This is a genomic window from Kibdelosporangium banguiense, assembly GCF_017876405.1.
GTDB classification, from domain to species: domain Bacteria; phylum Actinomycetota; class Actinomycetes; order Mycobacteriales; family Pseudonocardiaceae; genus Kibdelosporangium; species Kibdelosporangium banguiense.
In genome coordinates, this window is the sequence record NZ_JAGINW010000001.1 from 6,817,056 (window position 1) to 6,830,553 (window position 13,498).

Consider the following 13,498-nt stretch of genomic DNA (forward strand, 5'->3'; position numbering starts at 1 on the left):
ATGAGGACACTCAGAGCGGATTTCTGTTGCGCTGGCGCGTTTTTCTCTTCTATGGCTCGGTAACCGGGGCCGGGTTCGCGACCGGGGGCGCTAACCGGGCCCGCCAGGAGCTTCTTCCCGCCGACCGGCGCTCTTTCCCAGCCGGAGCGCTGACCGGCCTCGCTAGACTCCTGACTCGGTAACCGTCTCATCTGTCGGGGAGACCCTGGCCAGGGCTTCTTCTGGCGCCCAATGTGGACAACTTGCGCTGTTCGATCCTGGGCGCGCGAAAACTGCCGGACCTCATCGGTAGGCTGGATATCGGGGGGCCGAGGGGCGCCGTCAGTTTGTCTACTGGGTTGGGGCGAACCATGTTGTGAGGGCTTCTTGGAGACCTTCGCCGCCTGCCCATGCTACGACTCCGTCTGGTCGGATGAGGAGGGATGGGAGGTCTTGATCTGTTTTGCCTTGGATGACATGTACCCGGTCTGTGGGGAAGTCCACATCGGATGGCAGTCCGCCCTGATCGATCAGCAGGCCCTTGCCGTCGGTCATGTGCTTGTCCAAGGCCAGGTCTGGGGCGCTGCGGCCGATGAGGGGGTGGTTGCCTGGGAGCTTGTAGCGCTGCCAGACACCGGAGATCATTCTGGCGAAGTAGGTTGTGCCTGTTGTTGTTTCGGTTAGTTCGGTGACTATGGCGCGTAGTGCTCTGGCGTGGGAGTCGGGGCGCATCAGGGCTATTTGGGCGCGGGTCCAGTCCAGTACCCATGCGCCGATTGGGTGGCGCTCCGTTGTGTATGTGTCCAGCAGGGTTTCTGTGCCCCAGCCGTTGATTTTCGCCGCCAGTTTCCAGCCGAGGTTGACCGCGTCGCCGATGCCCAGGTTCAGGCCCTGGCCGCCGAAGGGGGAGTGGACGTGGGCGGCGTCCCCGGCCAGCAGCACGCGGCCGAGGCGGTACGTGCTCGCTTGGCGGGCGTTGTCGGTGAAGCGGGTCGCCGACTTCACCGCCGTCACCCGGACGTCCACACCGGACACTGCGCGGAGGCTCTTTTCCAGTTCTTCCGCCGTTATCGGGGTGTCTCGGTCGGCGGGCGGGCCGTCGAACTCGACGGTCAGGATTCGGCCGGGGGTGGGGCCGTGGGCGTAGATTCCAGTCGGCGTTGTCGTCCAGCCGCGGCTTAGGGCTTCCGCGCCTTCCATTTCCACGATTGCCTGGTGGCCGGTGATCTCAGGCGGTGTTCCGGGGAATTCGAAGCCGGCCAGTTTGCGGACCAGGCTTCGGCCGCCGTCGCAGCCGACCAGCCAGCCCGCGGTGAGCTTCTCGCTGTCTGTGTGCACGGTGACGCCGTCTTCTGAGGTGTCGAAACCTGTCAACTCGGTGCCGCGCCGCACTTGCACGCCCAGTTCGGCGGCACAGTCGATCAGGATCGCCTCGATCTGCTGCTGGTTGACGAACCCGATCTCGCCGGCTGGGCCACGGCCCTGGAAGTCCGGGCCGCTCTGGTCGAACAGGTCGCCCGACAGCCAGATCGCCGCGAAGTGCCCGGCGAACTTCGGCGGGGGCTTGGCCGCTCCGCCCTTCAGGAAGGCCCGGAACACGCCCATGTTCTGTTCCTGGGCGGCGGCGAGCCTCGGCAGCAGGCCCCGGCGGTGGAACGCCTCGGCGGTGGGAACGTTGATCGCTCCGGCCTTGATCGTCGGATCCGGCTCGGCGAGCCGCTCCAGCACGGCCACGTTCACCCCTTGTAACCGCAGCTCACAGGCCAGCATCAGACCGGTCGGCCCGGCTCCGGCGATGATCACGTCGTAGTCCATGACTAAAACTGTACCCGACTCAAAATTATGTCGGGTATATTTTCTTCGTGACGTCCTTGCGGGAGCGGAAGAAGGCCGAGACCAGGCAGCGCATTGCCGACATGGGCACGCTGCTGTTCGTGACGCGTGGGTTCGACAACGTGACGATCGCCGAGGTCGCCGAGGCCGCGGGCGTCTCGAAGGTGACCGTCTTCAACTACTTCTCCCGCAAGGAGGACATCTTCTTCGACCGCTACCCGCAGGCCGCCGAGCTGCTGACCACCGCGATCCGCGACCGCGCCGAAGGGCAGACGCCGGTGGAGGCGTTGCGCCGCCTGTTCGTCAGCCTCGCCGAACAGCATCACCCGCTCGGTGGGTTCGAAGATCGGTACCTGGTGTTCTGGCAGACGGTGCTCAACTCGCCCGCGCTACGCGCCCGTGCCCGCGAAGCGACCGACGAACTGCAGGAGCATCTCGCCGGCCTGCTCACGGGTATCGACCCCGACCCGAAGCTGACCGCCGCGCTGGTCATGGCGGCTTTCCGGAGCGTCTACACCGCCACCATCAGCCGGATGTTCGCCGGGAGCAGCGCGGCCGAGGTCACCCCGGATCACATCGAAGCGGTCGATCATGTCTTCGACCGGCTCGCTTCCGGGATAGCGTGAGCGCGTGGAGATATTCGACGACCTGCAGGCGGAATACGATCGCCTGGACGGCATCTTCGCCACGCTGACCGACGAGCAGTGGGCCAGCCCCTCTGCGGCTGCGGGCTGGAGCGTGGTCGATGTGGTCCTGCACCTCGCTCAATCCGAGGAAACCGTGTCCGCGACCATTGCCCGAACCCCCGTCATGCCTGGTCGGCTCGCCGCGGACCGCGAAGGCCTGAGCGTCGACGAAGCCATGGACCGCTGGGTGGCTGCCGAGCGCGCTGGGCCCGATGTTGTCTACCCCCGGTGGCAGGCCGCGCGGCACAAGTCCATGGAGGCCCTGCGCTCAGCCGACCCGGACAAAGCATCCGCTTGGGCCTCCGCCCCACTGCGCCCCGCCACCATGGCCACCACGCGCCTCGCCGAACACTGGGCCCACGCCCTCGACATCACCGAACCACTCGGCATCCCTTACCCGGATACCGCGCGCCTGCGGCACATCGCCCGGCTCGGCTATCGGACCTTGCCGTACGCCTTCGAGATCGCCGGTCTGCAGGCAGGGCCGGTCCGTGCCGAGCTGACGGGCCCTGCCGGTGAGAGCTGGCAGTTCGGACCTGAGGATGCCGAGTCGGTGATCACCGGGTCCGTTGGCGCGTTCTGCCGCGTGGGCGCGCAGCGGCTCGCGCCTGAGGACTCCGGTTTGACCGCGACCGGTCCGTATGGCTTCGCGGCGTTGCGGGTACTCCGCAACTACGCCGCCTAGCCGAGTTTGTCGGAAGTGGACAGTTCGAAAACGGTTTCCTGGTGGTATGTTTCGCCTGGACGCAGTGTTGTGGTGGGGAAGTCCGGACGGTTGGGGGAGTCCGGGAAATGCTGCGCTTCCAGGGCAAAACCCGCGCCGCGGTGGTAGGGGTGGCCGAGGAAGTTGCCCGAGTAGAACTGCAGGCCGGGTTCGGTTGTCCACATTGTCAGCAGGCGGCCGGAGATCGGCTCATACGCCTGTGCTGCAAGGGAAAGCGAGGAGCTCGCTCGGTCCAGTACCCAGTTGTGGTCGTAACCGTGCCCGATTTCCAGCTGGGGATGGGAATCGTCGATGCGGGCACCGATTTCGGTGGCCTGACGGAAATCGAACGGGGTGCCGTCGACCGGAATGGGGTCTCCGACCGGGATCAGGGTCTCGTCGGTGGGACAGAACCTGCCGGCGTTGAGCATCAGGGTGTGGCCGTGGATGTCGCCGGAGCCCTCGCCGGCCAGGTTCCAGTAGGTGTGGTTGGTCAGGTTGACGACTGTGGGCGCGTCGGTGGTGGCGCGGTAGGTGATGCTCAGCTGGTTGGGCCCGGCCAAGCGGTAGGTCACCTCGGTGGTCAGGGTTCCGGGGTAACCCTGGTCGCCGTCCGGGCTCACCAGCGTGAGCCGCACGCCGTCGTCCACTTCGGTTGCCGACCACACCTTTGTGTCGAACCCGGCAGGCCCGCCGTGCAGGCTGTTCTTGCCGTTGTTGATGGGAACCTGGTGGACGGTTCCGTCGAGGGTGAACGTGCCGCGGGCGATCCTGTTGGCGTAACGGCCGATCAGCGCGCCGAGGAAGACCCGGTCCGCGCCGGGCTGGTTGTTGGCAACGTAGTGCTCGAGTGCAGGGAACCCGAGCACTACGTTGCCAGGCTTGCCCTGGCGGTCGGGCGCATCCAGGGACTGGATCACGCCGCCGTAGTCGAGCAAGCGCACGGTAAGGCCACCGGGCCAGGCGAGGGTGTATCTGTGCACGTCGGTGTCACCGACCCGGCCGAAGAGCTCCCGCGTGAGTCCGGGCGCGGATCGGGACATCGAACGTACTCCTTGTCTCAGAGGTAACGCGTGCTGCCGCAGGACCCGGTCCGGATCCGTTGGGGACGAACACTTTCCAAGGTCGGCACGACCGGAGCCAGTGACCCGTCACGGTTGAAGGTCAGCTTGTCGATCGTGGTCTCGCGGTTCATGCCGTCCCCGTTGGGGATGGCGAAACGGTGATACGCGATGTACCAGTCGTCGGTGCCAGGCACCCGCAGCATCGAACTGTGGCCGGTGGCTTTGACGCCGAGTTTGGTGTCCTTGCTCAGGATCAGGCCGCGGTTGGTGAACGGACCGGTCGGGCTGGTCCCCGTGGCGTACCCGACGCGATAGTTCTCGCTGCGGGTGTCGTCGATCGAGTAGCTCAGGTAGTAGGTGCCACGCCGTTCCACCATGAACAGGCCCTCACGGAAGTCGGCCAGGCCGTTGATCTTGGTGATCTTGGCCGGGTCGTAGGAGACCATGTCGTTGTTCAGCGGCACGACATAGGCGTTTCCGTTGCCCCAGTACAGGTACGGCTGTCCGGAGCGGTCGATGAACACAGCCGGGTCGATCGCCTGGCCGCCGTCGTTGCCGGGGTTCTTGGCGATCAGCGGCTTGCCGGAGTCGACGAACGGGCCGGTCGGCGAGTTGCCCACCGCGACGCCGATCTTGCCCTCGGCACAGAAGTAGAAGTAGTACTTGCCGTTGCGCTCGGCGATCGTCGGCGCCCAGGCGTTCTTGTCGGCCCAGCTCACGCCGGGACCGAGGTCGAGGATGACACCCTGGTCGGTCCAGTCGACGAGGTTCTTCGACGACCACGCCGAGAACTTGGTGCCGCTCCAGCCCGGGAAACCGTCGGTGGTCGGGTACATGTAGTACGTGTCACCGAACGCGATGATGTTCGGGTCGGCGTTCAGTCCTGAAAGGACCGGGCTGCGCACCTCGTGTGCCTCGACTGTCCACTCGCGACGAGTGCTGTCCGGACCGGTCACAGTGTACTTCTGCGGCTTGGTCAGGTTCACCGTCCGGCCGCTGTCCGGCTTGATGGTCGCACCCGGGGCCAGGCCGAACTTCGGCGCGAGCCGGCGCAGATCGGTGCCCGGCTTGACAGGCAGCACCACGGTGCCCGCCCCGGAGTCGATCACGGCCGGGGTCTTGAGGGAGTCCAGTTCCACCGACCGGATCACCGTGCCGTTCGACGGCAGCGCCGCGACCTCGGACCCGGTGAGCGCCCTGTTGTAGAGCCGGACGTCCTTCATCTTGCCGGTGAGGTACCTGTCCCCGGCATAGACCGAGCGGCCCAGGTAGTTCGCCGCGGTCACGCCACCGCCGATGTCCGACGGCTTGATCGTTGCGTTGTTGTTGCGCCCGACCTCGATGCCGTCCAGGTACAGCACGGCCACACCGTTGCCCACCGTCAGGGTCACGTTCTTCCAGAGCCCCTGTGGCAGCCCGCCAGTGGCCGCGGCCTGCTGCTCGGTGCTCCAGTTACCGCTTGCGATCGCCCCGCGGAAGCCGCCCGACGAGGTGCCTGTGGCGAACAGGTAACCGTTTCCCCAGCCATTCGGTGCGGTGTTGCCCAAACCGTAGAGGAAGTAAGGCGTTGGCTGGTTCGGGTCGACCAGGACGTCGATGGACATCGTCGCCGCGTTCGCGCCGGTCAGCATGTTGTTCGGCAGCTGCACGTGGCCGTTCTTGCCGCCGAAGGACAGCGAACCGTCGGCCCAGCTCACGTCACCGGCCAGCACGCCGTCGTAGCCGTGACCGGTCGCGTCGGCCGCCACCAGGCCGGACTTGGCGTTGAGCGGCCAGTGCGCGACAAGACCCTTCTGGTCGGCCTTGACCGGCGCGGGCGGCGCGGTCAGCCGGTTCAGCTCGGCCTGGGTGAGCGGGAGAACCGTGCCGTGGCGCGGGGACGCGGGCAGGTGCGCACCGGTGGACATGGTCCACTTGCCGGAGGCGAGGTCAGTGGTCTCGAACGGGACGTAGCCGCGGCCGCCGTACTCGTCGATGAACAGGTACCACTTGTTCTCGGTGTTGGACTTGAACCCGGTCGGGCCCTCACCCGCGGACAGGCCGGGGCTGGTCGGGGTGGCCTTGCCGATGCACTCGGCGACGAATGCGTAGTTCGGGTCCAGCAGGTCCGTGGCCTTCTGCTCCAGGATGTACTTGCTGCAGGGCGAGGAGGAGCTGTTGTTGCGCTCGTCCTTGGTGAACCGGTAGTAGGTGCCCTTGTCCTCGATGACCGTGGAGTCGATCACCGAGTAACCCGGGTCGATCCACACCTTGGGCGCGCTGAAGGTGACGAAGTCCCGGGTGGTGGCGTACATCATCCGGTTGTAGCTGTCACCGGTGTGGCCGGGGTCGCTCTCGGCGTACAGTTTGGACGCCCAGTAGACGACGTAGGTGCCGCGTTTGGCGTCCCAGAAGGCTTCCGGCGCCCAGGTGTTGCCTGCGGTGGGCGGGGAGACCTCGACACTGCGCTGCTGCGACCAGTGCGCGAGGTCCGTGGACTCCCAGATCATGATCGACCGGCTGCCCTGGCGCTGCTCGACATCCCAGCCGCGGCCGCCGTTGATCTTCAGATCGGTGGCCAGCAGATAGAACCTGTCGCCGTCGGGGGAGCGCATGATGAACGGATCGCGCACGCCCATCTGGCCCAGGCTCGACTTGAGGACCGGCTGGCCGTTGTTGAGCTCGGCGAAGTCCAGCGGGTTGTTGCCCCGGCTGGCGGCGGCGTAGATCTGCTCGCCGTTCGCGCTGCCCTCACCGGTGAAGTAGTAGAAACCATAGCCCGCCAACGGTTGCTTGACCGGAGCGGGAACGACAGTGGCGGTGAACCGGCGTGTGCTGCTCTGCCGCCCAAGACTGACCTTCGCAGTCAGGAGAACCTTGGCGGGCTTGCCACCCGCGGCCGGGCGGGTGACCTCACCCGTCGGGGTGATCACCTTGGGATGAGACGACGTCCACGCGATGGTCGTGCCGTTCGCGCCGGTGGTCGGCAGCGTGAGGTTCCCACGGACATCCTCGATGTTGGGCACAGATAACGTGTCCGCCGCGCTCCGCACGGGGGAGTCCGCCTCAGTCTCGACAGCGGCATGTGGCATCGCGCCGGCACCCGCACCGGACAAAGGGACAAGCGCGGCCACAACGGCCAGGACGACGCCCAAACGGCGTGGTGAGAACAACCTCATTGTTGTCGTCTTTCTTCGGACCGCACGTTCCGTCGGCTGAGCGGACGTTATGTTAGCGTTAACATCCCGGAGGGTACGCTGACGATAGAAGCCGACGCACCTGCTGGTCAAGAGCCCGAATCGTGACTTTATCGATGCGGCCGAAGAAAAGAGCCGATCGTCTGAGACCCGGATCAATCGGATCCGTCGCCGGGTAAGTCTTGACCGGGCCGGCCTTGACCCGGTTGCCGAGCGGCGAACGGCACGCGAGATCGAGCCCGCTTGAAGTCAAAGCGCGTCAGCGCAACAGAAATCGGCTCTGAGTGTCCTCGTCCTCGGCCGGTATGACCGGGTGTGAACCTGCCGACAAGGGCTGTGACGGCTTGACGGGCGGGGCTCGGCGTTCTATCGTTGGTTGAAATTTCAACAAGCTGGCGGCAGAGGGATGTCATGGCCATTTTTCGGTTGAACCACGCGGTGTTGTTCGTGCGGGATCTGGCGCAGAGTGTTGCGTTCTATCGCGATGTGCTGGGGTTCGGGTACATCGACGGCGGGGACTCGTTCCAGGGGGCGGCGTTCCTGCGTGCGCCGGGCTCGACCAATGATCATGATCTGGGGTTGTTCGAGGTCGGGGAGGCGGGGCCGTCCGGCGCCGGGAAGAGCACGGTCGGGCTGTACCACCTGGCGTGGGAGGTTGACACTCTTGGTGACCTTGTGGATCTCGCTGAGCGGCTGACCGCGGCGGGCGCGCTGGTCGGGTCGTCCAATCATGGCACCACGAAGTCGTTGTACGCCAAGGATCCCAGCGGTCTTGAGTTCGAGGTGGTCTGGATCATCCCCAGCGATCTGCTCACCGACGAGGACCGGGCCAAGAAGGCGAACATCGGCAGGCTGGAGCTGGACCGGGAAGTCGCCAAGTACGGCCGTGACGCCCGCAGTGGAGTCGGCATCTCCCGGGTGTGACACCGAGAGTGTCTACTGTGGATCCAGTCAGGCGTGCCGCAGCAGCCGGTTGACGCGATCGATCTCGGCCGGATGGCTGGCGAACACGCGGACGAGCCACGGCCGCACGTCACCACCACGGGCGGCCTGCCACATCCGCAGTTCCCGGATCAGCGTCTCGCGGTAGCCGAACCTGGCGGCCGCCCAGTCCGCGCGGTACTCGGCCCGCCGGCGTGACCACGCCATGACCGGGCTGAGTACCGGACCCGCGACCAGCCAAGGATTGAGGAACGCCAGCCCGATCAGCAAACCCAGTGTCAGCACCGCCGATATCAGCACGTCGACCCCGTCCCGCGTCTGGACGAACACGCGCACAATCGTGAGCAACAACCAGGCGAGCAACCTGACCACCAGAAACGTGAGCCGGGCGGGTAGTTCGTACCACCAACGGAGCAGACTGACCCGGCCATGGCCGGACAGGTGATGCCCCAGTTCGTGGGCAAGGATGGCCTCCAGGACGTGCGGTGGCCGGCGTAACGCCTCTTTGGTGACAGCGACCATGTGCCCGCCTGCCGCCATAGCGTTCAGCCCCCGCGATTGCTCAATCCATAACAGGAAGTCGTCGCTGTCGACCGAAGCCTTCCGGCACACCTTCTGCCACAAGGGCTCGAGTTGGCCCGACTCCTGCGGCGACGGCCTGCGCATCCCGAACATGACCCAGCCCAGCCCGTTCTCGACCAGCCGGATGAGCAACAACAGCCCGCACAACCCCCACCCCACAGGCACCACCCACGCCTGCTCAGGCCAGACGAGCCGGCCGATCAGGGTCATCACCCCGACGCTGCCCACGACCACCGGCACCGCGAGCACGATCTCCAGAATCGCGGAACCGTCCAGACGTCTGCTCATCGAGTCCCTCCGCGCGGTGCCGGGGCGGACCTTCACGAGAAGCACCACTCGGCCGAGCAACAGCGATGCCGCAGGGAAATCTACCGACCAGCCGCACCGGCGAACAGCCTGAGCAAGTCAGCGGGCTGACTCGGCGACAGCTTTGACGTGAGCGTTGCGGGCGTGGATGAGGCGGGGCATGTGCCAGTTGAGCACTGTGCGTTCGGCGATTGTTCCGGCTGGGCCGAAGGGGGCGGTGAAGTCGATGATGTCGCGCATGATGGTTGCGCCGTCGGCGTCCGGGTCGAAGTGGTGGACATGGTGCCAGTGCTTGAACGGACCCTTGAGCTGCTCGTCGACGAAGTAGCCGGGTGGGTCGTAGGCACTGATGAGGGAGGTCATCCGCCAGTACAGGCCGAAGTGCTTTGCCCGCCAGGTGACTGTGTCGCCGAGTTTCATCCCGCCGGTGAGGACGCCGTCGATGGCCTGCTCGCTGGAGCCGGCCATCGACGCGGTGTGTACCTCGACCTCCAGGGAGATGTCGAAGACACGGTGCGGGGGCGCTGCGATGGCCGTCGTCACCTCAAAGCGCGTCATACAGCCACTCTAGGACGGCATGTGGCCGCCGGCTGGGCCGCGGACGGTGCTCTCGACGAGTTCTTTGACCTGGGTGGTGGGGACGGTATTGCCAGGGGTTTCGAGGAAGGTGCGGAAGGACTCTTCGCGGGTGAGTCCGTCGAGGGGTGGGGCGGTGAAGTAGGGCTGGACGTAGACCGGGGTGCCGGGTTCGCTTCGCCAGCTGTCGGCGAGCGTGCCGACGTCGACTGCGTCGTAGCCGAGGGTGTCGAGCAGGATGGTCACTGCTGCTTTGGCGTCTGTCTCGTTGCCCGCGATGGGTAGGGCGCTGCGGTCGGGGGAGCCTGCGGGCCGGGCGCTGGTGGACAGGCGGTGGAAGTCGATGTTGTTGAACGCCTTGACCACGCGGGAGTCGGCCAGGTGGCGCTGCACGAGTTCGCTGGAGGTCAGCTCAGCGGAGTCGAGCTCGGCGATGTTGCCGTCGCGCTGCGGGTAGTAGTTCATCGTGTCGATCACGATCTTGCCGGCCAGGGCCGCGGCGGGGAGCTGGTTGTAGGCCTTCAGGGGGATCGTTGCCACGACGAGGTCACCTGCCTGTGCGGCTTCGGCGGGGGTGGCGGCTCGTGCGTGATCGCCGAGTTCGGCGACGAAGTCCGTGAGGGGGCTGCGGGAGTTGCTCAGGACGACGTCCAGGCCGGCGGCGACGGCCAGACGGGCCAGTGCGCTGCCGATCATGCCGGTGCCGATGAGACCGAGTGTCTTTGTCATGGGTGCCTTTCGCGGAGAGCCAGGAACTGACAGTTGGCTGTCAGTTGCAAGGTAGCATAACTGACAGCTGACTGCCGGTTGCTATGCTGGGGAGGTGAGCACGGAGCGGTATCTGCGGGCTGACGCCGCACGCAATGCCGAGCGCATCCTGCGCGCGGCGCGTGAGGTCTTTGCCGAGCAGGGGCCTGACGCGCAGCTTGAGGAGATCGCGCGCCACGCGGGCGTGGGCATCCGGACGCTCTACCGTCGTTTCCCTCACAAGGAGGAGCTTGTCCGCGCGGCTCTCGAACAGGGGATCGCCGAGGATCTGTCATCGGCCATCGACCGGGCGCTCGAAGACGACGACCCCTTGCGCGCCCTCACCGCCCTGATGGAAGCGACGCTGGCCATGATCGCCCGCGAGCGGAACACCCTCGCCGCCGCGAGCAACTCCGGCGCGCTCACCACGGAGGTCACGGCCCCGCTGCTGGATTCGCTGACCCTGGTCACGAAACGCGCGCAACAGGCGGGCCTTGTCCGGGCGGATCTTACGCCCGAAGACATGCACAGGATCATGGGAATGCTGACCGGTGTGCTGTGGGGCATGGACCGCCACAGTGATGGGTGGCGGCGCTACGTCGTACTCATCCTGGATGCCTTGTCTCCCAACGGGGCCAGCGCTCTGCCGCACTTGGAGCCGATCCAGCGCGCGCCGAAGAACGGCAAGTGCTGGCCCAATCCTGACTGACGTCCACAAGGGACGGCCGGGCCACGCTGCCCGGCCGTCGTCAGCGCAGAGGTCAGGGCAGCGGGATTCGTTTCACGGTCCCGGTTGCGGGGCAGACGCCGCAGTCGGAGACGTAGGCCGCGTTGTCCTTGATCAGCAGGCCGGCCGGTCCGGTGAGGCCGGAGTTCACGACCTGGTGTGTGCCGTCCCGCTTGACCTTGATCAACGCGCCGGTCAGGTCACCGCTGAGCAGGCCTTTGTGGGACACCTCCAGGACGTAGAGCGAGCCGCGGCGGTCGAAGGCGAGGTCGATGACGTTGGTGAAGCCGGTCGCCACGACGGTCGGCTGCTTGCCCGGAACGACCCGGAACACGCTGGCCTTGCTCGCCGGGAAGGGGAAGCCGGTGAGCTGGCTGACGTAGAACGCGCCGTCCGGGCCGACGATGGCCGAGGTGGGCACGGCTTCCGAAGGGATCTGGGTGCCGGGCGGCAGGCCGAGTGACGGCGGCGCGTCGACCATCTGGCTCGGGAACGTGGCCAGCGTGGAAATGGTGCCGTTGGGTGCCACGCGCAGCAGTGAGTTGCCGGCTGAGTCGGTGACGACGGCGCCTCTCGGTGTGAGCGTGACGGAGTTCGGGTTGCCGCCATCGGGGAGCGTCTGGGCGGTGTAGCCGGAAATGTCGGCGAGCGGGAAGACGTTACGGCCCGCGGCCCACAGCAGCCATCCGGCGTTCTTGCCGCTGCCGGGGAGACCACCGCGGGCCGCGGGCGGGATGACGTTGCCGGAGGGGAAGATCAGGGCACCGCCGACGGTCGCCACGTCCGCGGGGCCGAAGGCCTGCGTGCCGTCGGGACCTGCCAGCGACGGAAGGCCTGTCGCCACACGGGTCTGGCGCCCGTGGCTGATCTTGGTGATCGCGCCGGACGGGCCGAAGCACACATTGCCCTCGGGGCCTGAGAAACACGGCCCGGCGCCGCCTTTGCCTGCTTCGGCGACGTACAACGCCCCGTCCGGCCCGAAAGTCATGCCACGCGGATTGTCCAGGCCGGTCGCGATCGTGGTGACCCGCTGGTGGGCCGAGGCGACCGCGGGCGTGAGCAAGGTGACGAGCAGCGCGGCGCCGATCGCCGGTCCCATCCTGGCTCTGCTGATCATGGAGGATCCCTTCCAGGGTGTGATTGTCTATTGAGGACAGATGGTGTAATCTGCTGCGGCAACCCAGATAACCGGTCCGGCCGCCCCACACAGACCCCCTGGACACCCCAGAAACCGTCATGGGGCCATCAGTCCGGCAATGGGGCATGCCAGGAGACAGTTGGTGGCCGCCTGGGGTGCCACACTGGGGTTATGACTCAAGAACTCTTGGTGCTCACGCCCAAAGGGAAAACGGGGCGGAGGGTGATATCGCAACTTCAGGCCCGCAACATCAACGTACGGGCCAGTTCCCGGACAAGTACGCCACGTTTCGACTGGGGTGCCCCTACTACCTGGGAAGAGGCTTTGGCCGGTGTTCGCGCGGTCTATGTCGTCTACTTCCCGGACATCGCTTTTCCCGGCGCCGCCAAGGACATCGCCGCCTTCACCGAGATCGCGATCGGCAGCGGGGTCCGCCGGCTGGTGATGTTGTCGGGCCGGGGCGAGAAAGAGGCCCAGCACTGCGAGCAGGTCCTGCAGGACAGCGGCGCCGACTGGACCATTGTCCGGGCGGCCTGGTTCAGCCAGAACTTCAGCGAGGGTTTCCTGCTCGACTCCGTCCGCGAGGGCGTCATCGCCATGCCGGGCGGCGACACTCCCGACCCGTTCGTCGACGTCGACGATGTCGCCGACGTCGTGGTCGCCGCACTCACCGACGACAAGCACATCGGCAGGCTCTACGAGGTGACCGGGCCGCGCATGCTCAGCTTCGCCGACACCGCCAAGGAGATCAGCGCCGCCACCGGCAGGGAGATCCGGCACGTGCCGGTCACCCTCGACGAGTACCGCGCCAGCGCCGTCGCGCACGGCATCCCCGTCGACTTCGCCGACCTGCTGACCGGTCTGTTCGCCGAGACGCTCGACGGCCACAACGCCTACCTTGCCGACGGGGTGCAAGAGGCGCTGGGCCGGGAGCCCCGGGACTTCGCCGACTACGCCAAAGCCACAGCTCTCACGGGTGCCTGGGACCCGCGGGACTGATCGGCCTCCCAGGAGGAGAGTCCTGGGATTGCGACTGTGT

Annotated in this window: 12 protein-coding genes; 5 read left to right on the top strand and 7 right to left on the bottom strand. The window is 66.5% G+C overall.

The annotated features are described in order from the left end of the window. Positions 1–330: 330 nt before the first annotated feature. A complete protein-coding gene (locus tag JOF56_RS31665) occupies positions 331–1,794 on the bottom strand; it encodes an FAD-dependent monooxygenase (protein WP_209643122.1) in 1,464 nt (487 codons plus the stop codon). A 47-nt stretch (positions 1,795–1,841) separates the two neighbouring features. Here JOF56_RS31665 and JOF56_RS31670 point away from each other — a divergent pair, with 47 nt between their 5' ends. Beyond that, positions 1,842–2,438 (top strand): TetR/AcrR family transcriptional regulator, encoded by a 597-nt coding sequence (locus JOF56_RS31670; RefSeq protein WP_209643123.1) that lies wholly within the window; start codon positions 1,842–1,844, stop codon positions 2,436–2,438. Positions 2,439–2,442: 4 nt separating this feature from the next. Continuing rightward, the gene (locus tag JOF56_RS31675) at positions 2,443–3,183 is read left to right on the top strand and encodes a maleylpyruvate isomerase family mycothiol-dependent enzyme (protein ID WP_209643124.1); all 741 of its coding nucleotides are present in this window, start codon (positions 2,443–2,445) and stop codon (positions 3,181–3,183) included. Here the strand turns inward: JOF56_RS31675 and JOF56_RS31680 are convergent. Both JOF56_RS31680 and JOF56_RS31685 read right to left on the bottom strand, forming a co-directional pair. Further along, entirely contained in the window at positions 3,180–4,244 is a 1,065-nt protein-coding gene (locus tag JOF56_RS31680; protein ID WP_209643125.1) for an aldose epimerase family protein, read from the bottom strand. The two genes, JOF56_RS31675 and JOF56_RS31680, sit on opposite strands and share 4 nt — an antisense overlap. A 17-nt stretch (positions 4,245–4,261) precedes the next feature. Beyond that, positions 4,262–7,423, bottom strand: coding sequence for a family 43 glycosylhydrolase (locus JOF56_RS31685; protein WP_209643126.1), 3,162 nt, complete (start codon positions 7,421–7,423; stop codon positions 4,262–4,264). A gap of 429 nt (positions 7,424–7,852) precedes the next feature. On the opposite strand from JOF56_RS31685, the gene JOF56_RS31690 reads away from it, so the two are divergent. Next, positions 7,853–8,365: a VOC family protein gene (locus JOF56_RS31690; RefSeq protein ID WP_209643127.1), complete on the top strand. Its 513-nt coding sequence runs from the start codon at positions 7,853–7,855 to the stop codon at positions 8,363–8,365. Between the two features lie 27 nt (positions 8,366–8,392). On the opposite strand, the gene JOF56_RS31695 is transcribed toward JOF56_RS31690, so the two are convergent. The 3 genes from JOF56_RS31695 to JOF56_RS31705 all read right to left on the bottom strand — a co-directional run bounded on the left by JOF56_RS31695 (position 8,393) and on the right by JOF56_RS31705 (position 10,576). Continuing rightward, entirely contained in the window at positions 8,393–9,253 is an 861-nt protein-coding gene (locus JOF56_RS31695) for a M48 family metalloprotease (protein ID WP_209643128.1), read from the bottom strand. A gap of 117 nt (positions 9,254–9,370) precedes the next feature. Continuing rightward, a complete protein-coding gene (locus JOF56_RS31700) occupies positions 9,371–9,829 on the bottom strand; it encodes an SRPBCC family protein (protein ID WP_209643129.1) in 459 nt (152 codons plus the stop codon). Between the two features lie 9 nt (positions 9,830–9,838). Beyond that, positions 9,839–10,576 (bottom strand): NADPH-dependent F420 reductase, encoded by a 738-nt coding sequence (locus JOF56_RS31705; RefSeq protein ID WP_209643130.1) that lies wholly within the window; start codon positions 10,574–10,576, stop codon positions 9,839–9,841. Between the two features lie 94 nt (positions 10,577–10,670). Between JOF56_RS31705 and JOF56_RS31710 the strand changes: the two genes are divergently transcribed. Beyond that, the gene (locus JOF56_RS31710) at positions 10,671–11,303 is read left to right on the top strand and encodes a TetR/AcrR family transcriptional regulator (protein WP_209643131.1); all 633 of its coding nucleotides are present in this window, start codon (positions 10,671–10,673) and stop codon (positions 11,301–11,303) included. 52 nt (positions 11,304–11,355) lie between these two features. Here the strand turns inward: JOF56_RS31710 and JOF56_RS31715 are convergent, their stop codons facing one another. After that, the gene (locus JOF56_RS31715) at positions 11,356–12,438 is read right to left on the bottom strand and encodes a ScyD/ScyE family protein (RefSeq protein WP_245378476.1); all 1,083 of its coding nucleotides are present in this window, start codon (positions 12,436–12,438) and stop codon (positions 11,356–11,358) included. Between the two features lie 192 nt (positions 12,439–12,630). Here JOF56_RS31715 and JOF56_RS31720 point away from each other — a divergent pair, with 192 nt between their 5' ends. Beyond that, positions 12,631–13,458 carry an NAD(P)H-binding protein gene (locus tag JOF56_RS31720; RefSeq protein ID WP_209643132.1) on the top strand — a complete coding sequence of 276 codons (828 nt, stop codon included), beginning with the start codon at positions 12,631–12,633 and terminating at the stop codon, positions 13,456–13,458. Positions 13,459–13,498 lie beyond the last annotated feature (40 nt).